This window comes from Gordonia namibiensis NBRC 108229 (assembly GCF_000298235.1).
GTDB lineage: Bacteria > Actinomycetota > Actinomycetes > Mycobacteriales > Mycobacteriaceae > Gordonia > Gordonia namibiensis.
The window spans coordinates 18,907-45,250 of the sequence record NZ_BAHE01000054.1 but is presented as its reverse complement, the minus strand read 5'-3'; the positions used below and the strand labels follow the sequence as shown (position 1 = coordinate 45,250).

Sequence of the window (26,344 nt, the reverse complement as noted above, 5' to 3'; positions counted from 1 at the left end):
ATCCGTTCAGAACGGGATGGCTCCGACGAGCACGCCCGCTCCGAGCATGACCAGGGAGACCACCGTCGCCCGCCACAGGACCTTCTTGTGATGGTCGGCGAGGGTGACGCCGGCGAGGGCGACGAGCAGCAAGATCGCCGGGACCAGCGGGCTCTGCATGTGCACTGTCTGACCGGTGATGGATGCGCGGGCCATCTCGGTGGGGTCGATGCCGTAGCGGGTCGCGGTCTCGGACAGGACCGGGAGCACGCCGTAGTAGAAGGCGTCGTTGCTCATCAGGAAGGTGAACGGGATCGACAGGACGCCGACGACGATGGCCATGTGCGGCCCCATCCAGTCGGGGATGCCGTCGGAGAGCCAGTGGGCGATGGCGTCGACCATGCCGGTGCCGTTGAAGACGCCGGTCAGCACCGCGGCGGCGAGGACCATGGCCACCACCGAGACGATGCTGGAGCTGTGTCGGGTGATCGCAGCCTGCTGCTGCTTGACGTGCGGGAAGTTGACCGCCAGGGCGATGCCGGCGAAGACCATGAACAGCACGGGGATGGCGAGGATGTCGGCGCCGAGGATCGCCAGCAGCGCGACGGTGAGTCCGGCGTTGACCCAGAACAACTTTGGACGCAGAGTTTCCCGGTCGGGGTCGAGGACGCTGGAGAACGACTGGTCGCGGTCCTGGGTTTCGTCGTCGGAACCCGTTGGCGTCGAGTCGATGTCCGACGACCCACCGGTAGTGCGTCGTGGCGGCATCGGCGGGACGGTGGTGCCGGTGCCGGCGGCGACGAGCACCTCCTCGCGCGGGGCCAACAACGACTCCTTCATCTCGAGCGTGCCGATACGTCGGCGTTCGAGGACTCCCAGGTGGTAGGCGAAGAGAAGTACGACGACCAGCGCGGCGGCGAGCGCGGGGATCATCGGGACGAAGACATCGTTGGTGTCGATCTTGAGCGCACTCGCGGCGCGGGCGGTGGGACCACCCCACGGGAGGATGTTCATGGTGCCGTTGGCGAGACCGGCGACCACGGTCAGAACCACCGGGCTCACACCGAGTTTCACGTACAGCGGCAGCAGCGCGGCGGTGGTGATGATGAAGGTCGTCGATCCGTCACCGTCGAGCGAGACGACCATCGCGAGGACCGCGGTACCGACGACGAGCCGGGCGGGGTCGTCACGTACGGCTCGGACGACGAGGCGGACCACCGGGTCGAAGAGGCCGACGTCGATCATGATCCCGAAGAAGATGATCGCGAAGAAGAGCATCGCCGCGGTGGGTGCGAGATCCTTGATGCCGTCGGTGATCATGTCGCTGATGTCGAGGCCGGCACCCGCGAACAGGCCGAACGCGACCGGGACGAGGATCAGCGCCACCACGGGCGTGGCCCGTTTGGTGATGATCAGGACCATGAAGGTGGCCACCATTCCGAGGCCGAGTGCTACCAACATTGTCTAGCTCGATTCTGATGTGGATGTGAGGACGACCACATTTCGGTGGCCACATCAGAAGTGTTGGGGCAGTCGTCGATCCAGTCACGCTTGAGCGCATAAGTATCGTTTTGCGCTTTTCGCTCCCGCTGCGATTCGTAGAGAGCATGGGGACATGGCGCGCATTCTCTCTACGAATTCCCTAGTCGGGGAGCATCGGCGCGTCGTCGCCGTGGTGATGACCGATGAGCACGGCGCGCGTGACCGAGTCCCGACCGAAACGATCACGCAACAGGTCCATCGTTGCGTCGAGCTGTTCTGCGTGATCGGTGTCGAAGGGCAAGGTCAGTTGGATGTTGTCGTGGTCGTCGAGGTTGGTCAGTGACAACCCGACGAGGGTGCAACCGCGCTCACGGATGATCGGCATCGCGTCTGCGAGGAGTCCGCGCGCCGACGCCATGATGAGGTCGGTGCGGTCGGTGGCCTCGAGAAGGGTGCGGGAACGGGTGGCGCGAGTGAAGTCGTCGAATCGGAGACGGAGAACCACTGTGCGGCAGACCCTTTCCGCGGTGCGCAGGCGCTTGCCGAGACGTTCGACGATTGCCACGATGGTCGCCTCGAGGTCGGCCTCGGACTTGGGTCGACGCCCCAGTGCACGCTGCGAACCGATGGAGGACCGTCGCTTGCCGGTCTCGACGCGACGCGGGTCCTGGGCCAGCGAGAGCGCGAAGAGGTGGCGACCCGCCCCTGATCCGACAACCGCACGCAGCGACCGCTCACCCATCTCCGCGAGCTGGCCCACCGTCTGGACCCCCGCGTCGTGCAGTTTGGCCTCCGTCACCGGCCCGACGCCCCACAGCCGACGCACCGGAAGCGGATGAAGAAAGGCGAGCTCGGTGCCGGGCGCGACGATCAGCAGACCGTCGGGCTTGCCGACGGCGCTGGCCACCTTTGCCAGGAACTTGCTGCGCGCGCCGCCGACGGTGATCGGCAATCCGACCTCGTCGCGTACGCGGGCGCGGATCGTCGTGGCGATGTCGTGCGGGGTTCCGCTGATCCAGCCCAGACCACCGACGTCCAGGAACGCCTCGTCGACCGAGATCCCTTCGACGACGGGGGTGGTGTCGTGGAAGATGTCGAAGACCTCCCGGCTGGCCTCCATGTAGGCGTCGAACCGGGGACGGACCACCACGGCGTCCGGACAGAGGGCCCGCGCCTCGTGGCCGGGCATCGGCGACCGCACGCCCCTGGCCTTCGCCTCGTAGCTGGCGGCGAGCACGACGCCGCCGCCGACCAGCACCGGACGGCCGCGCAGGGACGGGTCGTCGCGTTGCTCGACCGACGCGTAGAAGGAGTCGAGGTCGGCGTGCAGGATCGTCGCCTCCTGCCGCTCCCGACGCTCGATTCGCATAGAACATATGTTCGCATATCGGGACGACAGCGGATAGATGCTTGACTTCAAGTGAACTTGAACTTGAACCCTGGGCTCATGACACCGACACCACCGAAGATCGTGCTCATCATCGCCAGTGTTCGCGAGGGCCGCATCGGCCCGACCGTGGCGGACTGGTTCATCGACCAGATCGATCCGTCCGACCTCGACCTCGAGGTTCTCGACGTGGCACGGGCCTCCGAACCGGATACCTCTGAGTTGCTCGCTCGGGCAGACGGATTCGTCATCGCGACGCCGGAGTACAACCACTCCTACCCCGGACACCTGAAGGTGCTCATCGACGAGCACGGCCCGGAGTGGAGCCGGAAACCCGTCATGTTCGTCTCCTACGGGGGCGTGTCCGGCGGACTGCGGGCCGTCGAACATCTTCGGGCCGTCTTCGCCGAACTCCACGCGGTGGGGACACAAACCGGCGTGGTGATCCACGCGCCCTGGGAGCACACCGTCGACGGCCGTCTCGTGTTGGACGAGGTCGCCGCCGCATCGGCGCGCGAGGCGATGAGGGAACTGCTCTGGTGGGCCGAACTCCTCAAGCCCACAAGGACCTCCGGCGAGCGAGGAGCGGCCTGAGACATGGATGCACTCGCGAAGAAGGTCGCCTCGGTCCTGGCTCTCGGAACCCTCATGGTGATGCTCGACGTCACCGTCACCGTCGTGGCGATCCCGCGTTTCGCCGAGTCCTTCGACACCCCGCTCTCGACGGCCCAGTGGGTTACCACGGCGTACACGCTCGCGCTCGTCGCGGTGATGCCGACCTCCGCCTGGACGATCCGACGGTTCGGCGCCAAACGGGTCTACCTCACCGCACTGACCGTGTTCGTCCTCGGTTCGGCACTCGCGGGCTTGGCCTGGAACATCCAGAGCCTCATCGTCTTCCGCGCGGTGCAGGGTTTCGGCGGCGGGTTCCTCCAACCGGTCGGCATGACGATCGCGCTGGGCCTCGTCGACGAACGACACCGCGGTCAACTCATGGGTTGGCTCGGCATCCCGCTCCTCGTGGGCCCGGTGCTGGGTCCGACCGCGGGCGGGCTTCTCGTCGACCATGTGGGCTGGCGCTCGCTGTTCCTGATCAACGTGCCGGTCGGCCTGCTCGCGATCACGCTGGCCGCCAGGCTGTTCCCGCGTGCGGCCGGGGCGGCGACGGAGACGCTCGACTGGGCGGCCCTGCTCTGCCTCGCCCCCGGCGGCGCCCTGATGGTCTACGGCCTGGCCCAGGCCGGTGATGCCGGCGAGCCATTCGACGCGAAGGTCGTGGTACCGGCGGCGACCGGTCTCGTTCTGCTGACGGTGTTCGTTGTCCGTACCCTCCGCTCGCCGCGACCGTTGCTCGATCTGCGACTACTGCGGAAACGGTCGCTGGCCACCGGATCCGGCGCGATGCTGCTCGTCGCGGGCGCCTACTTCGGATCGATGATGGTGGGCCCCATCTACATCCAGGCCGTGCGCGGGGACAGCGCGACCACCGCCGGGATGATCATGATCGCCCAGGCCCTCACAACCGGTGTGGTCGCGCAGGTCGCGAGCCGGCTCGTCGACCGAACAGATCCACGCCGCGTCGTCTGGTTCGGGATCAGCGCCACCATCGTCGCGATGACACTGATGACCACCGTCCTCGATTACGACACCCCGTACCCAATTCTCATCGGCATCGGCGTCGTCATGGGCCTGGGGATCGGTTCGACGTTCATGCCGCTGATGACGGCGGCACTACGGGGCGTCGACGGTCCGGGCACCGGGTCGGGGACCACGATCCTCACCACCGGCAATCAGTTCGCCAGTGCCATCGGAGCAGCGCTGGCCGCCACGATTCTGACCTCGCTGTTCAACTCGAGGGCAGGACTCCTGAACGGCAGCGGAATGACCGGCGCCCAGCGCCTCACGCCGGACCAGCGGGTCGCCGCGGCGCCGGATCTCGCGAGCGCGGTCGCCGACACCTACCTGCTGACGTTGAGTCTGCTGGTGGCGGGCATGGTCGTGGCGCTGTGGCTGCCCAAGACCGTCCGGCCCACCGCGGTGCGCGCGTCGCGTTCGGACGACTCCGAACGTCCGCTCGACGCGTCCCGATAGTTCCCCAGGTGCCCCGCCCGTCACCTCGTCGGGCGGGGTCCCTGGATTTCGGGGGGGGTACCGCGTTGCCCACACCAACAACCGTTGACGAGGAACGGGGTGCGTGCCACGACGCTCCGCTCAACCGTCATTCTGTTGATGTGATGACCCCCACTTCGAACACCGTCGACGGAGTGCTGCGCCGCACTGCCGCGAGATTCCCCGACCGCGCCGCCCTCCATTTCGGCGACGACACCCTGACCTACCGCGAGCTCGACGACGCCGTGACCCGCGCCGCCGGTCACCTCCTCTCCCTCGGTCTGACCAAGGGTGATCGCATGGCCGGTTACGGCACCAACTCGCACGCCTACGTGATCGGTTATCTCGCCGCGGCGCGTGCCGGGCTCGTCCACGTACCGATCAACTACGCCCTGCGCGCCGGCGAACTGAGCTACCTGCTCGAGCAGTCCGGCGCCCGGGCCGTTCTCGTCGACCCGGCTCTCACCGAGAACCTCGACGCCGTCATCGACGTCGTACCGGCCGAGTTCGTGCTCCCCCTGCGCGACGCCGACGATTCACTGTTCGCGATCGCAACCACGGGAGACGTTCCCGCACTGGACGTCTCGGTCGAGGACACCGACCTCGTGCAGTTCCTCTACACCTCGGGCACGACGTCGAAGCCCAAGGGCGCCATGATGACCCATCGTGCCCTGATCCACGAGTACACCTCGTCGATCATCGCGCTGGATCTCAAGTCCGATGACAATCCCCTCATCTGCATGCCGCTGTACCACTCGGCAGGCATGCACGTCTTCATGGTTCCGTACCTGGCGGTCGGCGCCACGATCCGGTTGATGCCCGCACCCGACATCCCCGAGATCCTGCGTCTCGTGGAGGAACACAAGATCGGTTCGTTGTTCCTGGCGCCGACCGTGTGGGTGCCGCTGGCCGCGCACCCCGACCTCGAGACCCGCGACTTGTCGTCGCTGCGCAAGGCACAGTACGGCGCGTCGATCATGCCGGTCACCGTCCTGCAGCGCCTCCGCGAGCGCTACCCCGACCTCGGCTTCTACAACTGCTTCGGTCAGTCCGAGATCGGTCCGCTGGCAACGGTTCTCCGCCCCGAGGAGCACGACGCCCGACCCGCTTCGTGCGGACGGCCGGTGTTCTTCGTCGAGACCCGCGTCGTCGACGCCGACGGCAACGACGTGCCGGTCGGTGAACCCGGCGAGATCCTGTACCGCTCGCCGCAGCTGTGCCAGGGCTATTGGGACAACCCGACCGCCACCGAAGAGGCCTTCCGAGACGGCTGGTTCCACTCCGGCGACCTCGTCACGCGCGACGAGGAGGGTTACGTCACCGTCGTCGACCGCATCAAGGACGTCATCAACACCGGCGGCATCCTCGTCGCCTCGCGCGAGGTCGAGGACGCGATCTACACCCACGACGCCGTGGCCGAGGTCGCCGTCATCGGCACCCCGGACGACAAGTGGATCGAGGCGATCACCGCGGTCGTCGTGCTGCGCGCCGAGGCACTGGTCACCGAGGCCGAGCTGATCGACCACGTCAAGCAGCGGCTCGCGCCGTTCAAGGTCCCGAAGCTGGTGAAGTTCGTAGAGGAACTGCCGCGCAACCAGAGCGGAAAGCTGCTCAAGCGCGAACTGCGCGCCTAGAAACATCTGCTGTTCATCGAGATCAGGTTGCGTTTCGGCCCGTTCGGCGAGATGAAACGCAGCCTGATCTCGTCCGCGGACCACTACCGTGGACCACATGACCGAGCGCACCAGCACAGGCAACGACGTGGACATCAAACCTCGCAGTCGCGACGTCACCGACGGCCTGGAGAAAACCGCCGCCCGCGGCATGCTCCGCGCGGTGGGCATGGGCGACGACGACTGGGTGAAACCCCAGATCGGTGTCGGGTCGTCGTGGAACGAGATCACCCCGTGCAACCTCTCCCTCGACCGTCTGGCCAAGGCCGTCAAGGACGGAGTCCACGAAGGCGGCGGTTATCCGCTGGAGTTCGGCACCATCTCGGTCTCCGACGGCATCTCCATGGGCCATGAGGGCATGCACTTCTCGCTGGTCTCCCGCGAGGTGATCGCCGACAGCGTCGAGACCGTGATGAGCGCGGAACGCCTCGACGGCTCGGTCCTGCTCGCCGGCTGCGACAAGTCCTTGCCCGGCATGCTCATGGCCGCCGCCCGTCTCGACCTCGCCTCGGTGTTCCTCTACGCCGGGTCCACGCTGCCCGGATACGCGACGTTGTCCGACGGTTCGGAACGTCAGGTCACCATCATCGACGCCTTCGAGGCGGTGGGCGCATGCTCGCGTGGGCTGATGAGCCGCGAGGACGTCGACACCATCGAACGCGCCATCTGCCCCGGTGAGGGCGCCTGCGGCGGTATGTACACGGCGAACACGATGGCCAGCGCCGCCGAGGCACTCGGCATGTCGCTGCCCGGGAGCGCGGCTCCCCCCGCCCCGGACAAGCGTCGTGACCAGTTCGCGCGGCAGAGCGGTGCGGCCGTCGTCGAGATGCTGCGCCGCGGGATCACCGCCCGCGACATCATGACCCGCGAGGCCTTCGAGAACGCGATCGCCGTTGTGATGGCCTTCGGCGGGTCCACGAATGCGGTGCTCCACCTCCTCGCCATCGCCAACGAGGCGGAGGTCGAACTGACGCTCGACGACTTCATCAGCGTCGGCGCCCGCGTCCCCCACCTCGCCGACGTCAAGCCGTTCGGCCGGCACGTGATGACCGACGTCGACCGCATCGGCGGTGTGCCGGTGGTGATGAAGGCCCTGCTCGATGCCGGTCTGCTGCACGGCGACTGCCTGACGGTGACCGGCAAGACGGTCGCGGAGAACCTCGCGCACATCGCGCCGCCGGATCCCGACGGGCAGGTCCTGCGGGCCACCAAGTCGCCCATCCACCCGACCGGCGGCATCACCATCCTCAAGGGCTCGCTGGCGCCGGAAGGTGCCGTGGTGAAGTCGGCCGGTTTCGACTCCGACGTGTTCGAGGGCACCGCACGGGTTTTCGACCGCGAGCGGGCGGCGATGGACGCCCTCGAGGACGGCACGATCACCGCCGGCGACGTGGTCGTGATCCGCTACGAAGGCCCCAAGGGTGGACCGGGAATGCGCGAGATGCTGGCCATCACCGGCGCCATCAAGGGCGCGGGCCTCGGCAAGGACGTGTTGCTGATGACCGACGGCCGGTTCTCCGGCGGCACCACCGGGCTGTGCGTCGGTCACGTCGCGCCCGAAGCAGTCGACGGCGGGCCGATCGCCCTGGTCCGCGACGGCGACCGCATCCGGCTCGACGTGGGGCGCGGCCTCCTGGACCTGCTGGTCGACGACGCCGAACTCGAGGCCCGCGCCAAGGAGTTCACCCCCCTGCCGCCGCGCTACACCCGCGGGGTCCTGGCGAAGTATTCGAAGCTGGTCACGTCGGCCTCGCAGGGGGCGGTCTGCCGCTGACACGCGTTGCGCGCAGTTCGCGCACGCAGGTTTGACCAAGCCCCTCGCGGGACATGGATGAAATGTGCATACTTCGTTCATGACAACAAGCGATGTCACGAACCTCCACCTCGCCGCGGAAGGCGGAGGGGCGGCACTCGACCAGGTGTTCCTGATGTCGGCAGTGGCCGCGGTGGTGTCGATCGGGCTCCTCTGGATCGGGTACCTGCACCGGACACGGAAGATCACCTGGCTGACCACCCTTTCGGAGTGGGCAGCCCGGCGCGTCAACCGACCGCCATGGGCGGCCTTGCCGATCTTCCTGTTCACCAGCACGATCATCTGCGCCCTGTTCGGCTTCCTGTGGGACGTCAGCCTGCACATCGGTGACGGTCGCGACGAGGGACCCCTCGCCAACCCGGCGCACTACTTCATCCTGGTCGGCCTGTTCCTGTTGTTCATCTCCGGCATGCTGTCGGTCTTCCTGCCCTTCGACAAGCCCGGCGCCTCCGCCATCCGGATCACCCGGCACTGGTACGCGCCGGTCGGCGGAATCCTGTTGGCGGGCTGCGGCTTCTACGCCCTCGTCGGCTTCCCCCTGGACGACGTCTGGCACCGCATCTTCGGCCAGGACGTCACCCTCTGGGGTCCGACGCACCTGATGCTGATCGGCGGTGCCGGGCTGTCGCTCATCGCGGTCGTCATCCTCGACCGCGAGGGCAGGGCCGCGATGGGCGCCGACCTCCCACCGGACGGACGCGGGCAATGGATCGTCCGCTGCCTGGCCTTCGGCGGTCTGGTCATCGGCATGTCGGTCTTCCAGATCGAATACGACTTCGGCGTCGAGCAGTTCCGGTTGGTGCTACAGCCGATGATGATCGCCGGTGCCGGGGCGTTCGCGCTCGTCGCCGCCCGGATCAGTCTCGGACCGGGCAGTGCGCTCGTCGCCGCGGTCTTCGCGATCCTGTTGCGCGGCGTCGTCGCGGTCGTCGTCGGTCCCGCGCTCGGCGCGCCGATCAACGTGTTCCCCCTGTACCTGGGCGCAGCCGTGGTCATCGAGCTGCTCGCCCTGACGCCGCTGTTCAAACGTCGTGTGCTCTACGGCGCGGTGGCGGGCCTGGGCGTCGCGACCGTCGGCCTCTGGATCGAATCCTGGTGGATCGCAGCCGCTTACCCGTTCCCGTGGGTGACCGGTATGTGGGGCGAAGCGCTGGCCATGGCCATCCCGGTGGGCGTGGTCATGGGTCTGTGCGGTGCCTTGCTCGGCACCGTCTCCGTCGGTGAACGCCTGCCCCGACGCTGGATCAGCATCACCGCCGTCGTGCTCTCGGTATTGGTGGTCGGCGGTGCCGTCGCGAACGGTCTGCGGGTCTCGGTACCGGCCGACATGACGGCCCGCGTCGTCCTGACGCCGACCGGACCCAACGCCGCGGCCGACCAGAACGTGACGGCCGAGATCTACCTCGACCCGCCGGACGCGATCAGCGGCGACCCGGAGTGGGTCACGTTGATGTCCTGGCAGGGCGGCACCGACAACGACCGCGGCATCGTCATCGACCGGCTCGAACGTCTGGGCCCCAACCACTTCCGGTCCACCGAACCGATGCCGGTGTCGGGATCATGGAAGACGATCCTGCGAGTACAGGACGGGACCACGATGGCCGGGGTGCCGGTGTACCTGCCGGCCGATCCCGCGATCGGCGCAGAAGGTGAACCGGCGCAACTGACATCGACGAAACCGTTCGTCGCGGAGATCTCGATCCTGCAGCGCGAGCGCACGTTCGACTACCCGTCATGGCTGTTCGGCGTCGCCTCGCTGGTGGTGCTGGTGTGCACACTGCTGCTCATCACCGCGTTGTCGTGGGGCGCCGGGCGGGTCAACTCCCGCGAGACGACCACGAGCGCACGAGAACACGAATTGCAATCACAGCCATGATCACCGCCGGACCGGACGTGGTGGTCCACCACCTCGCCACACATCCCCTGATCCTGGCGCTGCCCGCCGTGGTCCCGGCGTTCATCCTGGTGGGCGTCATCGTCGCGATCGCGATCCACGACCGCCGTCGGGGCGATGACGAGGACACCCTCGATTCCGAGAGCCCCACCGATCCCGACCACACCGTCCCACCCACCCGGAACGAGGCCGATGACCCCGACCGTGAGGCCGACTGAAACCCTGCTCGCCCACGGTCTGGGCGGTTCGGAGTACCTGCCGGTCCCGCTGACCGCTGTGCTGATCGGCGGCGCCTGGGCATTGACGATTTCGTTCGCGGTTATCGCATTCGCCTGGCGCACACCGCGGTACGGGCAGGCCGACGCCGGGCGCGAACTGCCGTCGTGGGTGACGGCGCTCGTAGACAACTCGTGGGTTCGAGGCGTGATCTCCGTCGCCGCCCTGGTACTGACACTGTGGCTGGTGCTCGCCGCGTTCGGTCCCGACACCGACGAGAATCCGCTTCCCGGTGCGTTCTACGTGCTGCTGTGGGTCGGGATGACGGTGCTGTCAGCGTTGATCGGTCCGGTCTGGCGGCTCCTGTCGCCGATCCGCACCGTGCTGCGCGTCGTCGGTGCCGTCCTCGGCCCCCGAGTTGTCGGATGGAAGGCCTATCCCCGACGTCTGGGTTGGTGGCCGGCCGCGTTCGGCCTGTTCGCCTTCGTCTGGCTGGAACTGGCCTCCCCGGAACCGGGATCAGTGGCGGCCGTACGACTCTGGTTGCTGTCCTACGTCGTGATCACACTCGTCGGCGGCTTCGTCTGTGGACTGCGGTGGACCGACAACGCCGACCCGTTCGCGGTGTACAGCACCGTGGCCTCCCGACTCGCACCGTTCGCGAAGAACGCCGACGGCAGGGTGATCGTGCGCAGTCCGATGAACTCGCTGACCACGCTGCCGGTCCTGCCCGGAACCGTCACCGTCCTGGCGATCCTGCTGGGGTCGACCGCTTTCGACAGCTTCTCGGCGATCCCGCTGTGGCAGGAGTTCGTCGACGAGCGCGCCGACGGAAGCCAGATGGTCACGACGCTCCTCTCAACCGCCGGTCTGCTGGTGTTCATCGGCGTGGTCGTGGTGACTTTCTGGTCGGCCGCCCGCGCCGTCGGCGGGGTGTCACCCGATCTCCGGCGCCGGCTGCCCGGACTGATGGCGCACTCGCTCATCCCGATCGTGATCGGGTACATCCTCGCCCACTACCTGCAGTCCCTCGTCGAACAGGGGCAGGAAGCGCTCTTGGCTCTCGGCGATCCGCTGGGGCGGGGCTGGAACCTGTTGTGGCTGAGCGATGCCCACCCGGTGTACATCATGTCCGACCACCCGACGTTCACCGTGACGCTGAAGGTGCTCTTCGTCGTCGGCGGACACATGATGGGAGTCGCCGCGGCCCACGACGCCTCGCTGCGATTACTTCCCCGACGGCATCAGCTGACCGGCCAGCTCACCATGATGGTGACGATGGTCTGCTACACCTTCCTCGGGCTGTACCTGCTGTTCGGCGGGTAGAGCGACCCCGGCTCGAGATCAGATTGCGTCGTGTCGCGGTAGGCGCGACAGAACGCAATCTGGTCTCCGTCGGCAACGAGTAACTAGAGGCTGAGTGAGCCGAAGTCCAGCCCACCGCTCGAGCTACGGCAGCCTTCGACGACCAGTTTCTGTGGCGTCGGCAGACGATCAGCAATCTGGGCCCCGGTCTTGATCCGGAACCAGATCGTCTTCGTTCCCTCCGCCGACGGTTCGGGCGCGCCGGTCACCGTCTTGAGGTCGATCGTCCGCTGTGTGACGAACCCGTCGGGTTGTGCGTTCCGGTTGTACGGATTGCCGTTGCCCCAGCCGTCGACCCCCGGACCGAGGCCCGAGGCCAACGGCGGATCGCCCACCCAGCGCGCCATCGGCCACTGAATTCCTGAGGACTCACGCCACGGGGCCGGCATCTCGGCCGGGATGGTCGTCGCGTTCACCATGGCCGGATCGTTCTCCTGCTCGAACCACCAATCCGGCTGGAAAAAGGTCGAATTCGTGAAGTTGGTGACCTTGATGGTGGCCGTGCAGTCCCCATTGTTGACCCCCTCCAGGATCAGTCCACCCGCATCCTCGGCGAATGCTGCTCCGGCGCCGGTCATTCCACCCGCCACCACGCCTGCTGCCAATACTGTCGCGCACAGGGCGCGCACTGATGATTTCTTCAAGAAACCTCCCCGATAGGGACGCAGGAACGTCGTCGGTTGAATCCCACTGCGCCAACGTCACGGTAAATCGAACGTAAAGTCCGATGTGCCGTGTTCAGCGTTTACCTCTGATCAAGTGACAAAGTCCGACTTGCTTGATGTCAAGGACATCTCGGTTCACTCACGAAGCAGTCACCACGAGTTCACTCCAGTACACAGACGGTCACTCTCGACCCATGCGTCTACGTCGCCGAACAACAACACTCGCCCTCGCGTTGGCCACCGTGGCCGGACTGATAGCCGGAGCAACCGCGGTCGCGCTCGCCGATGACCCCACCGAATACGTCGCCCTCGGCGCGTCGTTCTCGGCCGGCGTCGGGATTTCCCCGTCGGCAGGAGGACCGAGCGGATGTGGGCGGTCCACGAAGAACTTCCCGAACCTGGTCGCCGACGCGGAGGGCTTTCGGCTCAAGGACATGAGTTGCGGTGGTGCCCAGACCCGGCATCTGACGACGAGCCAGACCGCCGGTCAGCCACCGCAATTCGACGGTCTGAGTTCAACGACGGATCTCGTCACCATGCAGATCGGCTACAACGACGGAAACGTGTACTCGGGCAGCATCGCCGACTGCTCCCAAACGGCTTCGGGCAGCTCGCAACTCGCACCTTGTGAGGCGCGGACCCTCGGTCGGTACTCCGCGGAGATCCAGGTGACGGCCGCCAACATCGCCACCGCGATCGCCGGGATCAAGAGCCGCGCGCCCTCCGCGAAGATCCTCATCGTCGGATATCCGGCGGTGTACCCGAAGCAGGGCAACTGTCCCGCGCGAAACCCGTTCTCCGCCGCGGACACCGCGTTTCTCGACCGCCTCGAGGTCGAGTTGAACACCATGCTGAAGACCCAGGCCCAGTTGGCCGACGTCGATTTCGTCGACACCTATGGTCCCAGCGTCGGGCACGACTCGTGCAAGTCCCAGTCGATGAGATGGGTGGAGCCGTACTCGAATCCGGTTGGGGCGATTCGCCTTCATCCGAACGCGACGGGTCACCAGCAGGTCGCGAAGGCCGTGCGTGCCGCCCTCGACTGACCGCGGAGTTACTGGCGGCCGGCTCGTCGCGCCCGGAACACCACGTCGTGCGTGTGGTGACCGCTGCCTGCGGCTTTGCCCCGTTCACGCGTCTCGTCGGTGACGATCTCCCAGTCGTCACCGACGAGTTCGGCGAACCCGCCCGGTTGGACGTAGTCGTCCGGATCGAACCCGTGCGCCCGCACGCCTTCCGGCGCATGGGCGACGACCAGCAGCGAACCGCCCGGGCCGACGGCGGCAACCAGCTTCCGGGCCACCTCGATCTCCTCGACGGGGATCGGGAAATAGTGCAACGCGACGAGACCGAAATCGCCGCCGGGAACGGGATCGACGACGAGGTCGGCGCGCGTCCACGTGATCGGCAGATCGCCGCTGATCTCGCGCGCCCGATCGAGCGCCACCTGTGAGATGTCGACCGCGGTCACCTGCCAACCGCGGTTCGCCAGCCAGCGGGCGTCGGCACCCTCCCCCGAACCGACGTCCAGCGCGGTGGTCGGCGTAAGGCCTTCGGTCTCGGTGATCAGCGCGGGATTGACGTCCGCGGTCCACAGTCTCTCGGCATTGCCGTATCGCTCGTCCCACTCGGCTGCCCGATCGTTGTCCATTCTGAGATTCATAGCAGCCGACCGCGGCAGGCGCGGTTTCGAGCTAGGAAACAGGTGCATTGGCGACGACGCGGGCGATCCGTTCGACCGCCTCGGTCAGCACCTCCGGCGAACACGCGACGTTCAACCGTGCGAAGCCCGCTCCCTGCGCGCCGAATGCCGGCCCGTAGTGCAACGCGACCCGGCCGTGCTCGAGGATCGGCAGCCCGGGGTTGTCGCCGAGTCCGGCGTCGCGGAAGTCGAGCCAGGCCAGGTACGACGCATTCGGCCGCCGATAACCGACGCCCGGTAGATGTTCGGCCAGGAGCTGATCGAGCAGGTCGAGACTCTCGCCGATGACCTCCAGGGTGGCGTCGAGCCAGTCGTCGCCCCGAGCGAAGGCGGCCTCGGTGGCGGCGCGGCCGAGGATGGACGTGCGGTACTGCACCTCGTCGGGCTGACGCGCGACGATCCCCCGGCCCGTGTCGGAGGTGGCCACCGTCAACGCGCACTTGGCCCCCGCCAGGTTGAACGCCTTGCTGGCCGAATGAGCGGCGATGCCGACCTCACGGGCGACGTCACTCACTGCGAGGAACGGGACGAACCCGACGCCGGGATGCACCAGCGGCGCGTGGATCTCGTCACTGACGACCGTCGCACCGTAGGACGCCGCGAGGTCGGCCAGCCGCGCCAGGTGGGATGCTTCGTGGACCAGGCCCACCGGATTGTGCGGGTGACACAACAGAACTGCCCGCACACCCGCCTTCAGCGCCGCCTCGATGCCGTCGAGATCCATCCGCCACCCGGGATCGTCGAGCAACGGCACCTCGACGACGGTTCCGCCGGCCTCCGGGATCAGCTCGAAGAACGGCGGATACACCGGCGGCATCAGGATGACGCCGTCACCCGGACGTATTGCCGTCCGCAACGACTCGACGATCACGACGCTCACATCGGTGGTCAGCGTGACATCATCCGCGCTCAGCTGCCAGTTCCACCGCCGCTCCGCGAAACCCGCGAAAGCCGTTCCCACGCCGCCCGAATCGCCGGCGTAACCGACGTCCGACGCCCGGATGCGGTCGATCATCGCCTCCGCCACAACAGGTGCGAGCTGGTAGTCCATCTCCGCGATGAACAGCGGCAACACGTCGTCGGGGTGGGTGGACCACTTCGAGGAGGTGCGGCGTCGGAGTTCGTCGAGCGGCGGTGCGGCGGGTCTGGGTGTCACAGGCTCTTTGGTACCACCCTTCGAGACGGCCCTCCGCATGCTCCGGGCCTCCTCAGGGGGCAAAGGTCACGAGTCATCGACGCCGACGCCGTGAGAAGGCAGACTGGTCGCCATGGCCTTCCCTCTTCGTATCGGTGTCCAGATCCAGCCCCAGCACGCTCCTGAGTACGGCCTGATCCGGGACGCGGTTCGCCGCGCCGAGGATGCGGGCGTCGACGTCGCCTTCAACTGGGATCACTTCTATCCCCTGTACGGCGCGCCGGAGGGTGAGCACTTCGAGTGCTGGACGATGCTGGGTGCGTGGGCGGAACAGACATCGCGGGTGGAGATCGGCGCGCTGGTGACCTGCAACTCCTACCGCAATCCGGAGTTGCTCGCCGACATGGCCCGCACCGTCGACCACATCAGCGGCGGACGTCTGATCCTCGGTGTCGGCGCCGGCTGGTTCCAGAAGGACTACGACGAGTACGGATATGAGTTCGGTACCGTCGGCTCTCGCCTCAACGACTTCGGTGCGGCGCTGCCGCGCATCAAGTCGCGTCTGGGCAAGCTGAACCCGGCGCCCACCCGCGACATCCCGATCCTCGTCGGCGGCAGCGGCGAGAAGAAGACGCTGCGCTACATCGCCGAACACGCCGACGCCTGGCACGGCTTCAACGACGTCGAGCAGTACCGCCACAAGTCGAAGGTGCTCGCCGAGCACTGCGCTGCGGTCGGACGCGACCCGGAGACCATCGAACGGTCGTCGGCGGTGCAGTTCGACGGCGACGTCGACGCGTTGCTCCGCGGTGCCGACGCGCTGGCCGACGAAGGCATCAGTCTGCTCACCGTCGGCGTGACGGGCCCCGACTACGATCTCACCGCCGTCGAGGCCCTGTGCCGGTGGCGCGACGCTCGACGCTGAGCACGTGCCGGTACCCATCGAGGTCAAGGACGGACATACACTCACCCGAATGCGGCCGCTGGTTAAATTTGTGATCATGCATCGGGAACCTGCGATTCGTGGTGGGTGGGGACACGTCGTGGCACGTCGCCTCTCCGCAGCTCTCGGCGCAGTCGGTCTCGCGCTCGGAATGACCCTGCTGCTGGCGGGTGTCGGAGCCGGCCCGGCCGCCGCCGAACCGCCCGCCCGCCTGCCCACCTACGTCGTCGACTCGGCCGAGGTCATCACGCCGGAGCAGCGGACCGAACTCGAGAATGCCGCCGACGACCTGTACAACAAGCACGACATCCAGATGTGGATCGTGTACGTCCGCAGCTTCGACAGCCTCACCAGCGAACAGTGGGCCGACCGGACTGCCATCGCCAGTGAACTCGGCGACCACGACGCCCTGCTGGCGGTCGCGACCGAGGACCGCTCCTACCGGATGTTCGCCCCGGACGACATCGGCGGGCTCGACCAGTCGACCCTCGATGACGTCGCCACCAACGACGTCGTCCCCCAGCTTCGTGAGGGCAACTGGGCGCAGGCCGGCCTGGGCGCGATCAACGGGCTCTCGAATGCCCTCGACCCCAGCTACACCGGGGTCATCACCGCCGGTGTCGTCGGCGGAGCGGTCGTGGTCGGCGGTGGCGGTGCATACCTGTATTCGCGGCGCCGCAAGCAACGTCGGATCGACAGCAGCCTGGAAGCGCTTCGCGAACAGGAACTGACCGTCGACCAACTCGAGGAACAGCCACTCGACGTGCTGGATCCGTGGTCTCGCGAGGTCCTCACCGATCTCGACAACGCCATCCGCACCAGTGAAGAGGAACTGCGGCTGGCCGTCGACGAGTTCGGCCATGCCGAGACCGCACCGTTCACCAAGGCTCTCGAACGGGCGAGACGCGATCTCGCGCAGTCGTTCACCATCCGTCAGCGACTCGACGACGACGTCCCGGAGACCGAAGACGAGCGCCGCAGGATGCTCGTCGAGATCATCACCTCGTGCACCGAGGCCGACGCCGCGCTCGACGACCAGGTCGAGGCCTTCGACGCGATGCGCAACCTGCTGATCAACGCCGACGCCCGCTTCGACGCGATCACCCAGCAGCTGATCGGCTTGCGCGCACGTCTCGACCCGGCGTCGCAGCAGCTCACCGAACTGACCGAGAAGCACGGCGAGCAGACACTCGCCTCGATCCTGTCGAACGTCGAACTGGCGCGGCAGCAGATCGATTTCGCCGAGGCGACCGCCGATCAGGGCCGTGCGGCGAGTGCGGCACCGGTCGGGCAGCAGGGTCCCGCGGTCGCGGCCATCCGTTCGGCCGAGGGATCCATCGAGCAGGCGACCGTGCTCCTCGACGCGATCGATCACGCCGATGCGAACATCGCGGCCGCGCAGTCCCGGATGCCTGCGCTGATCGAGGAGGTGGAGGGTGAGCTCGCCGAGGCCGCCTCGCTGACCGCCGACGGCGGTCCCGCACTGGCGACTGCCGCAGCGGCCGCACGAACCGCTCTCGACGCGGCCCGCACCGGCTTCGATGCCGACCCCCTGGGTACGTTCACCGCGCTGGTCGACGCAGACGCCGATCTCGACGACGCGCTCGACGCCGCACGGGACTCCGCGGCCGAACGCACCCGTCGCGCACAGGTGTTGACCGCGGCCCTCGAATCGGCGACCGCGAAGGTGACCGCGGCGTCGGACTTCATCGGCACCCGACGCGGCGCCGTCCAGTCCACCGCCCGGACCCGTCTGGCCGAGGCCCAGCGACTTCTCCGGTCCGCGCAGGAGGCCGCCGGAACCGACCCGGTCGCGGCAACCTCCGCGGCACGCCAGTCCGGCGCTCTCGCCGACCAGGCACTGATGGCCGCGCAGGGCGACGTCGTGAGCTGGCAGCAGTCGCAGCAGCCGCGGTCCAGCGGATCGTCGACCGCAGGTGCGGTTCTCGGCGGCATCCTGGTCGACAGCTTTCTGCGCGGCACCGTCAGCGGCGGTCGCGGAGGCGGATACCGGGGCGGTTACCCCGGTGGCTTCGGCGGTGGATTCAGCAGCGGCGGACGCAGTCCCGGCTCTTTCGGCGGCTCCGGATCGTCGGGACGGATCGGTACCGGTGGGCGGTTCTGAGTAGCTCCGCCGACCGCGGCACCCATTGCTCCCCGAGAGGTTCGTGCCCTGGACACCACCCTCTCGCTCCCTGAGGGGTGCGGAGCGCAAGCCGCCGGGTTGAGTAGCGACGAAGGAGCGTATCGAAGTCGACGAGCCATGAAGGGCAGGCGAGGTCGTGTCGCCAGCCCTTCGTGGCTCGCTTCGCTCGCACCTCAGGGAGCAAGGGATCGGCTCCGCCCGCACCTCAGGGAGCAAAGGGATCGGCTCTGCCCGCACCTCACGGAGCAGAAGAGCCACCGCGCGTTCGGTTTCCGTTCACTTCTGAGCACCCGGCGGTTCGTCTGGCTCTCCTAGCGTCCTGCGGGTGCGAATCCAGTTGCCGCTGTTCACCTCCGCCGGCCGCGATGCCGGCCGGTCGTCCCGTGCCCATGTGACCTGCCGCTACAAGTGCGGCGACGCCTGCCGGTCGGACCCCGGGAACTCCAGCGACAACGCGTACTTCCGCGACGTCGTGCGTACCGCGGTCTCTCGTCGAAGTGTTCTCAAGACCTCTGCGGGTACGGCGGTTGCGGTCGGAGCGGCATCCGTACTCGCAGCCTGCGGTGACAGCGGTTCCGGTACCGGGTCGCCGACGAGTGGTGCAGCTACCGGAGAACCGTTGCCGGGCATGAAGTTCACCGCCGTCCCGGCGAACACCGAGGACGCGGTGGTGATCCCGGACGGATACCGCCAGAAAGTCGTGATCCGCTGGGGCGACCCCGTCCTGCCCGGCGCCCCGGACTTCGACTTCGCCGCGCAGACCCCCGAAGCGCAGGCCAAACAGTTCGGCTTCAACAACGACTTCGCCGGACTCATCCCCGTCGACGGCGTCCCCGGACACTTCTACCTCGTCGCCAACCTCGAGTACCCCACCGAGCCGTTCATGTTCACCGGTTACCGGGAGGGTGCACCCACCGAGCAGCAGGCGCGGATCGCGATGGCCGCGGTCGGTATCGCCGTCGTAGAGATAGTCGCCAAAAACGGCACCGGAGCCCTGGAACCCGTTGTCGGACCGCGCAATCAGCGACTCACCGCGTCGAGCCCGTTCCGACTGACCGGCCCGGCCGCCGGCAGCGAGTTCGTCCGGACCGCAGCGGATCCGGCCGGCACCACGATCCTGGGCACCTTCGCCAACTGCTCCGGCGGTCTCACGCCGTGGGGCACCATGCTCTCCGGTGAGGAGAACTTCAACAACTACTTCGCCAACGCGAGCAAGGTCACCGACCCGAAGGCGGCCGAACGCCTCGACCGCTACTCCTTCGCCGACGATGACGACGAGCACCAGTGGGGCCGGTACGACAAGCGTTTCGACCTCGCCGTCGAACCCAACGAGGCCAACCGATTCGGGTACGTCGTCGAAGTCGATCCCCACGACCCCAAAGCCGCCCCCGTCAAACACAGCTCGCTGGGTCGATGCAAGCACGAATCGGCCAACATCCACGTCGTGAAGAACGGCCCGGACCGAGGCACCGTCGTCGCCTACAGCGGCGACGACGAGAAGTTCGAGTACATCTACAAGTTCGTCTCGTCCCGCAAGATCAAGAGCGGACTCTCGAAGACCGCACGCGAGCACAACATTCGCATCCTCGACGAGGGCACGCTGTACGTGGCGACCTTCACCGGGGACAGCCCGGACGACTCCGGCACACCACCTGCCTCGGGCAAGTTCGCCGGGAAGGGGTCGTGGAAGCCGCTGTTGACCAGCAACGCCGACGGATCGGCCCGCTCGCATGTGCCCGGGATGTCGCCGGCAGAGGTTGCGGTGTTCACGCGTCAGGCCGCCGACGCCGTCGGCGCCACCAAGATGGACCGGCCCGAGGACATCGAGCCGAGCCCCATGACCGGCAAGGTGTACTGCGCCCTCACCAACAACAGCGACCGCGGCACCGACGGCAAGGCGCCCGTCGACGCGGCCAATCCACGCAACGAGAACAAGAACGGGCAGATCCTCGAGATCTCCGACGACCACGCCGGTACCGAGTTCACCTGGGAGTTGCTGCTGGTGTGCGGTGACCCGACCGCCGCCGACACCTACTACGGCGGCTTCGACAAGACGCAGGTCAGCCCCATCTCCTGCCCGGACAACCTGGCCTTCGATCCGCACGGCAACCTGTGGATCTCCACCGACGGCAACGCCCTCGGATCCAACGACGGACTGTTCGCCGTCGCACTTCACGGCGCCCGCCGTGGCGAGACCAAACAGTTCCTGACCGTCCCGATCGGTGCCGAGACCTGCGGGCCGGTCATCGACAGTGACCGCATCCTCGTCGCCGTGCAGCACCCCGGTGAGCTCGATGACCACTCGGCTGACAACCCCGCATCCCACTGGCCCGACGGTGGCAACTCCCAGCCCCGGCCCGCAGTGGTGGCGATCTGGCGCGACGGCGGGACCGCGATCGGGGTCTGACCGGGCGGTTTCGATACGGCTCGTCGCAGGCTCCTCGCCTACTCAACCAGCGAAGGATCGGGCACCCGCAGGCTCCTCGCCTACTCAACCGGCGAGGGGGCTGGTGTCGGGGATATCACAGCGTCGCGAGGTATTACTTCGAGAGTCTAAGTATTAGAGTTTCGAAATGTGACTGTTCCAGATGCCGCTCAACTCGCCTCGGCCCTCCGGCCGAGCATCACGCGGCTCTACCTGTCGCTTCGACGACGCACACCTGTCGTCGAACTGACCGCCGCACAGACATCGGCGATCAACGTCCTGGCCGATCACGGCCCGATGCGCATGGGTGAGCTCGCCGAACGTGAGTCGATCCGGATGCCCACCGCGACGTCGGTGATCGACGGACTCACCAAGCACGAACTGGTGGAACGCCGACCCGATCCTGCCGATCGTCGTGCCGTACTCGTCGATCTCACCGACCATGGTCGCGAACTGGTCGAACGGATCCGCCTCGGCCGCGACGTCGCCCTCACCGACGCCCTGGCCAACCTGAGCCCCGAACATCTCGAAGCGCTCGCCGCGGCCGCTCCGGCACTGCAAGCGCTCCGCGACGAGCTCGATCATCACCCCGCACAGACCTCAGCGGCGGTGGATGCCAAGACGGCCGAGAACTGACCCCTCGCCCGATCCACGTCCCCCGTCTCCGACAACCAGCCCCCGTTCAGAGGACCCACATGACCGTCACCGAAGACAAGGCCGCCACCGGCGCGTCGAACCCGACACACGCCGACGACGCGCAGAACACCTCGCTCCTCGCCATGTTCCGCATGCAGCCCCGCGCCGTGTGGATCACCGCGTTCGCGGCGACCATCGCCTTCATGGGCATCGGTCTCGTCGACCCGATCCTGCACAGCATCGCCCAGGCGCTCAACGCTCCCGCGAACAAGCTCACCCTGCTGTTCGGTGTGTACGTCGGTGTGCAGTGTGTGGCCATGCTGCTGACCGGCTGGGCCGCTTACCGTTTCGGCCCCAAGCGGACACTGACCGTCGGCCTGGTGATGATCGTCGTGGCCGCCGGCGTCTCGGTCTTCGCGAGCAACATCGATCAGCTGATCGCCTTCCGCGTGCTCTGGGGCCTGGGTAACGCCTTCTTCCTTGCCACCGCGCTCGCGTTCATCGTCTCCTCCGCCAAGGGCAGCAGGCAGGGCGCGATCATGATGTACGAGGCGGCCCTGGGGATCGGCCTCGCCGTCGGCCCGCTGCTCGGGGCGACTCTCGGTGAATGGAGCTGGCGTGCCCCCTTCGGCGGCACCGCGCTGCTCATGTTCGTCGGCGCCGTGCTGTGCGCCATCATGCTCCCCTCCGACGGCCCGCGGTCGGAACGTGCCCGGGTCAGCATCGTCGATCCGCTCAAGGCCCTGCGCAATCGCACGCTCACCATCGCCGGTATCGGGTCGGCCTTCTACACCGGCGCCCTGTTCACCGTCATCGCCTGGGCACCGATCGCCATGGGACTCCGGCCCATTCACGCGGGCCTGGTCTTCTTCGGCTGGGGCCTGCTGACCGCAATCGCCGGTGTGTTCGTCGCTACCCCGCTCGCCCGGGTCGTCGGCGAGAAGGGTGGTGTGCTCGTCGCGATCACCGGCTACGGCATCGTCATGGCCCTCGCCGCTGTCGGAACGCTGTCCGACCAGATCTGGCTCATCGGTCTCGCGGTCGTCCTGTCCGGTCTTCCCTCGGGCATCCTCAACACCCTGTTCACCGACCTCGCCATGGCCTCGGGCGGCAACGACACCCCCCGCTCGGTGTCCAGCGCCGGCTTCAGCTTCCTGCGCTGGGCTGGTGCGGCGGTCGCCGCGGTCCTGGTCTCCTACCTCGCCGAATGGTTCGGCGACGTCGCCCCGTGGTGGTTCGCCGTCGGCTACTGCGCGGTCGCACTCGGTGCGGTGGCACTGGTCAAGACCAACAAGAACAAGGTCTCTCCCGACGCCGCGCTCATCGGAGCCGAGGAGTTCTGAGGCCGGGCACGAGTCCTTTCGATACGCCCTTCGCAAGCTCCGGGCTACTCAAGGAACAGGGTGTACGCCCTTCGCAAGCTCCGGGCTACTCAAGGAACAGGGTGTACGCCCTCCGCAAGCTCCGGGCTACTCAAGGAGCAGGGGCTTCAGACCGCGGAGTCGGGGAACGCGATGACCGACAGGAAGCGCACGGGCAGTTCGACGAGTTCGACCGGCCCGTGCGCTCCTTCGCCGTCGAGCTGGAGGGCATCGCCGGGATGCATCCGGTACACCGACCGGCTGTGCGCGTAGTCCATCACACCCTCGAGGACGTACAGGAACTCGGTACCGGCGTGCTGGAACAGCGGCTGGGTCACCGACTTCTCCGTCAGGGTCACCAGCAGACATTCGAGTCGTTTGTGTTCTCCGCGAAGCGATCCGAGCAACTCGTACTCGTGCCCCTCGCGTGAACCCTCACGGATGATCTCGTTGCCCTCCCCCGCTTTCACGAAGACGGCCGACCGCTCCATCTCCGCGCCGCGGAACAACGACGTCACCGAGACATCGAAACCGGTGGCCAGGCGGGCGAGGGTGCTGAGGCTGCACGAGGTCTGAGCGTTCTCGATCTTCGACAGCATCGCCTTGGAGATGCCGACGCGGGTCGCCATGTCACCCACCGACAGTCCCTGCTGACGACGCAGCCGGCGCACGTTGTGCGCGATGGCAGTCTCGAGCTCGAGTTCCTCGACCGACTGGTCGACGGGGCGCTCCCGTGCGATGCCAGATTGGTTACGGATCAAAGGGTCGTCGGTCACCTCGCCAGCATAGTGAGCGAGGTCGTTCACTGTCAGTTGACACATGTTGTCGCGTCCTCTCGTCGGTTCACCCCCGTGCACACCGCTCGGGAACGCTCAGCGCATCTCTCCTGCTCCCACGTACGGGAACCTCGTCTTCAGCGGGTCGCCCTCGGCGAACCGGGTGAAGCGGAAGTCCGACTCCGGGATTCGCGGGTCCGAACTGTGTCCGTCGACGACGAGATCGGCGACGAGCCTGCCGACCGCCGGTGAGATCTTGAAGCCGTGGCCACTGAACCCGACCGCGAGCACGAGGCCGTCGAGCGGCCCCCGCGAGATGATCGGATTCCAGTCCGGTGTCACGTCGTAGCAGCCGGCGTAGCTGCTGGTGATCGCCGGGTCGGTGAACCCCGGGAACCGGGTGCCCACCTTGTCGACGGTGAGATCGACGAAATCGCTGTCGACTCGGTTGCTGTAGTTGTCCGGGTCGGCGATCTGGAGTTCCTTGAGATCACTGTTGCCGAACAGGATCTCACCGCGGACGTCCGGGCGCACGTACTGCAGGGAGACGAGGTCGGAGAAGACCGGCACCTGACCGAGATCCTCGCCCGGATGAATCATCACGATCTGTTCGCGATGCACCGAGATCGGGACGTCGATGCCATGCGGCGCCAGGAAGGGCTTGGACCACACACCGGTCGCCACGACGACGGTGTCGGCGGAGATCGTCGAGCCGTCGGCCAGGCGGACGCCGGTGACCCGGTCCCCGTCGACGACCAGCTCGGTGACCGTCGTGCCCTGGCGGATCTTGATGCCGGTGGCACGTGCGGCGGCGGCGAACGCCTGAGCAGTCTGGTAGGCGTCACCGTAGCCGCCGCGTTCCTCCCACCCAAACGCCGCGAACGGTTCGAGATCGGCTGCCGGCCACATCTTTGCGACCTCTGCGGCGTCGATCTCCTCGGTCTGGACGCCGACCTCCCGCTGCGCCGCAAGGCTTTTCCGCAGGTTCTCGACGTTCGCCTCGCCGACGCCGACGACATAGCCGGTCTGTCGGAAGCCGATGTCGGTACCGAAGATCTCCTCGGCCTTCTCGAAGACCTCGAGGCCCACCGCCGCCATCGCGGCGAGCGAACTGACGCCGTAGTGGCAGCGGACGATGCCCGACGACTTGCCGGTCATCCCGCCGCCCACAGTGTCACGCTCGCAGACCACCACATCGGTGATGCCGCGCTGACCGAGTGCCCATGCGGTGGCGGCGCCTTCGAGGCCGCCACCGACGATGACGACCGATGCGGTCGTGTTCGCCGCGCTCACAGCCCACTCCCCGGAATCCAGTTGGTGCCCGCCATCGGGACCCGTGCCATCGCCGCCGCCTCGATCGTGATGGCGACGAGGTCCTCGGGTTCGAGGTGCTGAAGGTGCGCCTTGCCGCACGCGCGGGCGATGGTCTGGGCCTCCATCGTCATGACCCGCAGGAAGTTGGCGAGGCGCTTGCCGCCGAGGACCGGGTCGAATCGCGCCGACAGTTCCGGGTCCTGGGTGCTGATGCCGGCCGGGTCGCGACCGTCCTGGAAGTCGTCGTAGTAACCGGCTGCCGAGCCCAGCGCCTCGTACTCCTTGGCGTATCGAGGATCGTTGTCGCCCAACGCGATCAGGGCGGCGGTGCCGATGGCCACCGCGTCGGCGCCGAGGGCCATCGCCTTGGCGACGTCCGCACCGTTGCGGATGCCGCCGGAGACGATCAGCTGGACCTCCCGATGGACGCCCAGTTCCTGCAGAGCCTGGACGGCCTGCGGGATGGCGGCGAGCGTCGGGATGCCGACGTGCTCGATGAAGACTTCCTGGGTGGCCGCGGTGCCGCCCTGCATGCCGTCGACCACGACCACGTCCGCGCCGGAGTGAACGGCCAGCTTCACGTCGTAGTAGGTGCGGCTGGCACCGACCTTGACGTAGATCGGCTTCTCCCAGTCGGTGATCTCGCGCAACTCGTTGATCTTGATCGCGAGGTCGTCGGGACCGGTCCAGTCCGGGTGTCGGCAGGCGCTGCGCTGGTCGATGCCCTGCGGGAGGGTGCGCATGCCCGCCACGCGCTCGGAGATCTTCTGCCCCAGCAGCATTCCGCCGCCGCCCGGCTTCGCGCCCTGACCGAGGACGACCTCGATGGCGTCGGCCTTGCGCAGGTCGTCGGGATTCATGCCGTAACGCGAGGGCAGGTACTGGTAGACGAGGTGCTTGGACTGACCCCGCTCCTCCGGGGTCATGCCGCCGTCACCGGTGGTGGTCGACGTACCGACCTCCGACGCCCCTCGGCCCAGAGCCTCCTTGGCGCCGGCCGACAGCGCCCCGAAACTCATGCCCGCGATCGTCACCGGGGTCGACAGGTGCAGCGGATACTTCGCGTTGCGGCCACCCAGGACGACGTCGGTGTCGCAGCGCTCGCGGTAACCCTCGAGCGGGTAGCGCGACATCGAGGCGCCGAGGAAAAGCAGGTCGTCGAAGTGGGGGAGCTTGCGCTTGGCACCCCAGCCGCGGATGTCGTAGATACCGGTCTCGGCGGCCCGCTGGATGGCGGCGATGGTGGTGCGGTCGTACGTGGCGGATTCACGGAGTCCGCGCTGCTCGACGCTGAGGTTCTCGGTCATGGTGATGTCTCTTTCG

General features: G+C 67.3%; 21 protein-coding genes. 13 read left to right on the top strand and 8 right to left on the bottom strand.

The window, feature by feature from the left end; all coding sequences use genetic code 11:
* Positions 1-6 precede the first annotated feature (6 nt).
* The gene (locus GONAM_RS19915; protein ID WP_006868552.1) at positions 7-1,440 is read right to left on the bottom strand and encodes a CitMHS family transporter; all 1,434 of its coding nucleotides are present in this window, start codon (positions 1,438-1,440) and stop codon (positions 7-9) included.
* Between the two features lie 181 nt (positions 1,441-1,621).
* Positions 1,622-2,830: a DNA polymerase IV gene (dinB, locus tag GONAM_RS19910; RefSeq protein WP_006868551.1), complete on the bottom strand. Its 1,209-nt coding sequence runs from the start codon at positions 2,828-2,830 to the stop codon at positions 1,622-1,624.
* 78 nt (positions 2,831-2,908) lie between these two features.
* On the opposite strand from dinB, the gene GONAM_RS19905 reads away from it, so the two are divergent.
* The 7 genes from GONAM_RS19905 (at position 2,909) to GONAM_RS19875 (ending at position 11,879) form a co-directional block, all read left to right on the top strand.
* Positions 2,909-3,442, top strand: a complete 534-nt coding sequence (locus tag GONAM_RS19905) for an NADPH-dependent FMN reductase (RefSeq protein WP_040537032.1) — start codon at positions 2,909-2,911, stop codon at positions 3,440-3,442.
* A 3-nt stretch (positions 3,443-3,445) separates the two neighbouring features.
* The gene (locus GONAM_RS19900) at positions 3,446-4,939 is read left to right on the top strand and encodes a DHA2 family efflux MFS transporter permease subunit (protein ID WP_006868549.1); all 1,494 of its coding nucleotides are present in this window, start codon (positions 3,446-3,448) and stop codon (positions 4,937-4,939) included.
* A 143-nt stretch (positions 4,940-5,082) separates the two neighbouring features.
* Entirely contained in the window at positions 5,083-6,591 is a 1,509-nt protein-coding gene (locus GONAM_RS19895; RefSeq protein WP_006868548.1) for an acyl-CoA synthetase, read from the top strand.
* A 97-nt stretch (positions 6,592-6,688) separates the two neighbouring features.
* Entirely contained in the window at positions 6,689-8,404 is a 1,716-nt protein-coding gene (ilvD, locus tag GONAM_RS19890; protein ID WP_040537054.1) for a dihydroxy-acid dehydratase, read from the top strand.
* A gap of 79 nt (positions 8,405-8,483) precedes the next feature.
* Positions 8,484-10,319 (top strand): hypothetical protein, encoded by a 1,836-nt coding sequence (locus tag GONAM_RS19885; RefSeq protein ID WP_040537029.1) that lies wholly within the window; start codon positions 8,484-8,486, stop codon positions 10,317-10,319.
* Positions 10,316-10,555 carry a hypothetical protein gene (locus GONAM_RS19880; RefSeq protein ID WP_006868545.1) on the top strand — a complete coding sequence of 80 codons (240 nt, stop codon included), beginning with the start codon at positions 10,316-10,318 and terminating at the stop codon, positions 10,553-10,555. Before GONAM_RS19885 ends, GONAM_RS19880 begins: the two co-directional genes overlap by 4 nt.
* Entirely contained in the window at positions 10,530-11,879 is a 1,350-nt protein-coding gene (locus tag GONAM_RS19875; RefSeq protein WP_006868544.1) for a hypothetical protein, read from the top strand. Before GONAM_RS19880 ends, GONAM_RS19875 begins: the two co-directional genes overlap by 26 nt.
* A gap of 83 nt (positions 11,880-11,962) precedes the next feature.
* Here the strand turns inward: GONAM_RS19875 and GONAM_RS19870 are convergent, their stop codons facing one another.
* Positions 11,963-12,547: a hypothetical protein gene (locus GONAM_RS19870; RefSeq protein ID WP_006868543.1), complete on the bottom strand. Its 585-nt coding sequence runs from the start codon at positions 12,545-12,547 to the stop codon at positions 11,963-11,965.
* A 230-nt stretch (positions 12,548-12,777) separates the two neighbouring features.
* On the opposite strand from GONAM_RS19870, the gene GONAM_RS19865 reads away from it, so the two are divergent.
* Complete coding sequence (locus GONAM_RS19865) at positions 12,778-13,629, top strand: SGNH/GDSL hydrolase family protein (protein WP_040537027.1); 852 nt, start codon at positions 12,778-12,780, stop codon at positions 13,627-13,629.
* A gap of 8 nt (positions 13,630-13,637) precedes the next feature.
* On the opposite strand, the gene GONAM_RS19860 is transcribed toward GONAM_RS19865, so the two are convergent.
* Together GONAM_RS19860 and GONAM_RS19855 are read right to left on the bottom strand one after the other, a co-directional pair.
* Positions 13,638-14,234 (bottom strand): class I SAM-dependent methyltransferase, encoded by a 597-nt coding sequence (locus tag GONAM_RS19860; protein WP_006868541.1) that lies wholly within the window; start codon positions 14,232-14,234, stop codon positions 13,638-13,640.
* Positions 14,235-14,277: 43 nt separating this feature from the next.
* The gene (locus tag GONAM_RS19855; RefSeq protein WP_006868540.1) at positions 14,278-15,480 is read right to left on the bottom strand and encodes a MalY/PatB family protein; all 1,203 of its coding nucleotides are present in this window, start codon (positions 15,478-15,480) and stop codon (positions 14,278-14,280) included.
* 73 nt (positions 15,481-15,553) lie between these two features.
* Between GONAM_RS19855 and GONAM_RS19850 the strand changes: the two genes are divergently transcribed.
* The 5 genes from GONAM_RS19850 (at position 15,554) to GONAM_RS19830 (ending at position 22,913) form a co-directional block, all read left to right on the top strand.
* Positions 15,554-16,345: an LLM class F420-dependent oxidoreductase gene (locus GONAM_RS19850; RefSeq protein WP_006868539.1), complete on the top strand. Its 792-nt coding sequence runs from the start codon at positions 15,554-15,556 to the stop codon at positions 16,343-16,345.
* Positions 16,346-16,421: 76 nt separating this feature from the next.
* Positions 16,422-18,488, top strand: a complete 2,067-nt coding sequence (locus GONAM_RS19845) for a TPM domain-containing protein (protein ID WP_051992621.1) — start codon at positions 16,422-16,424, stop codon at positions 18,486-18,488.
* Positions 18,489-18,834: 346 nt separating this feature from the next.
* Positions 18,835-20,916 carry a PhoX family protein gene (locus GONAM_RS19840; protein WP_040537023.1) on the top strand — a complete coding sequence of 694 codons (2,082 nt, stop codon included), beginning with the start codon at positions 18,835-18,837 and terminating at the stop codon, positions 20,914-20,916.
* Between the two features lie 168 nt (positions 20,917-21,084).
* Entirely contained in the window at positions 21,085-21,570 is a 486-nt protein-coding gene (locus GONAM_RS19835) for a MarR family winged helix-turn-helix transcriptional regulator (RefSeq protein ID WP_006868536.1), read from the top strand.
* Between the two features lie 59 nt (positions 21,571-21,629).
* A complete protein-coding gene (locus GONAM_RS19830; RefSeq protein WP_006868535.1) occupies positions 21,630-22,913 on the top strand; it encodes an MFS transporter in 1,284 nt (427 codons plus the stop codon).
* 146 nt (positions 22,914-23,059) lie between these two features.
* Here the strand turns inward: GONAM_RS19830 and GONAM_RS19825 are convergent, their stop codons facing one another.
* From GONAM_RS19825 to GONAM_RS19815, 3 genes are read right to left on the bottom strand one after another with little or no spacing between them, the layout of a single operon-like run.
* A complete protein-coding gene (locus tag GONAM_RS19825) occupies positions 23,060-23,752 on the bottom strand; it encodes a helix-turn-helix domain-containing protein (RefSeq protein ID WP_006868534.1) in 693 nt (230 codons plus the stop codon).
* Positions 23,753-23,803: 51 nt separating this feature from the next.
* Positions 23,804-25,000 (bottom strand): NAD(P)/FAD-dependent oxidoreductase, encoded by a 1,197-nt coding sequence (locus GONAM_RS19820; RefSeq protein ID WP_006868533.1) that lies wholly within the window; start codon positions 24,998-25,000, stop codon positions 23,804-23,806.
* Entirely contained in the window at positions 24,997-26,328 is a 1,332-nt protein-coding gene (locus GONAM_RS19815; protein ID WP_006868532.1) for an FMN-binding glutamate synthase family protein, read from the bottom strand. Before GONAM_RS19815 ends, GONAM_RS19820 begins: the two co-directional genes overlap by 4 nt.
* Between the last annotated feature and the right edge of the window lie 16 nt (positions 26,329-26,344).

Excerpts from the sequence above, each read along its gene's own strand:
- GONAM_RS19915 (WP_006868552.1), bottom strand. The coding sequence starts at position 1,440 with ATGTTGGTAGCACTCGGCCTCGGAATGGTGGCCACCTTCATGGTCCTG.
- dinB (WP_006868551.1), bottom strand. The coding sequence starts at position 2,830 with ATGCGAATCGAGCGTCGGGAGCGGCAGGAGGCGACGATCCTGCACGCC.
- GONAM_RS19905 (WP_040537032.1), top strand. The coding sequence starts at position 2,909 with ATGACACCGACACCACCGAAGATCGTGCTCATCATCGCCAGTGTTCGC.
- GONAM_RS19900 (WP_006868549.1), top strand. The coding sequence starts at position 3,446 with ATGGATGCACTCGCGAAGAAGGTCGCCTCGGTCCTGGCTCTCGGAACC.
- GONAM_RS19895 (WP_006868548.1), top strand. The coding sequence starts at position 5,083 with ATGACCCCCACTTCGAACACCGTCGACGGAGTGCTGCGCCGCACTGCC.
- ilvD (WP_040537054.1), top strand. The coding sequence starts at position 6,689 with ATGACCGAGCGCACCAGCACAGGCAACGACGTGGACATCAAACCTCGC.
- GONAM_RS19885 (WP_040537029.1), top strand. The coding sequence starts at position 8,484 with ATGACAACAAGCGATGTCACGAACCTCCACCTCGCCGCGGAAGGCGGA.
- GONAM_RS19880 (WP_006868545.1), top strand. The coding sequence starts at position 10,316 with ATGATCACCGCCGGACCGGACGTGGTGGTCCACCACCTCGCCACACAT.
- GONAM_RS19875 (WP_006868544.1), top strand. The coding sequence starts at position 10,530 with ATGACCCCGACCGTGAGGCCGACTGAAACCCTGCTCGCCCACGGTCTG.
- GONAM_RS19865 (WP_040537027.1), top strand. The coding sequence starts at position 12,778 with ATGCGTCTACGTCGCCGAACAACAACACTCGCCCTCGCGTTGGCCACC.
- GONAM_RS19860 (WP_006868541.1), bottom strand. The coding sequence starts at position 14,234 with ATGGACAACGATCGGGCAGCCGAGTGGGACGAGCGATACGGCAATGCC.
- GONAM_RS19855 (WP_006868540.1), bottom strand. The coding sequence starts at position 15,480 with ATGCGGAGGGCCGTCTCGAAGGGTGGTACCAAAGAGCCTGTGACACCC.
- GONAM_RS19850 (WP_006868539.1), top strand. The coding sequence starts at position 15,554 with ATGGCCTTCCCTCTTCGTATCGGTGTCCAGATCCAGCCCCAGCACGCT.
- GONAM_RS19845 (WP_051992621.1), top strand. The coding sequence starts at position 16,422 with ATGCATCGGGAACCTGCGATTCGTGGTGGGTGGGGACACGTCGTGGCA.
- GONAM_RS19830 (WP_006868535.1), top strand. The coding sequence starts at position 21,630 with ATGACCGTCACCGAAGACAAGGCCGCCACCGGCGCGTCGAACCCGACA.
- GONAM_RS19825 (WP_006868534.1), bottom strand. The coding sequence starts at position 23,752 with ATGTGTCAACTGACAGTGAACGACCTCGCTCACTATGCTGGCGAGGTG.
- GONAM_RS19815 (WP_006868532.1), bottom strand. The coding sequence starts at position 26,328 with ATGACCGAGAACCTCAGCGTCGAGCAGCGCGGACTCCGTGAATCCGCC.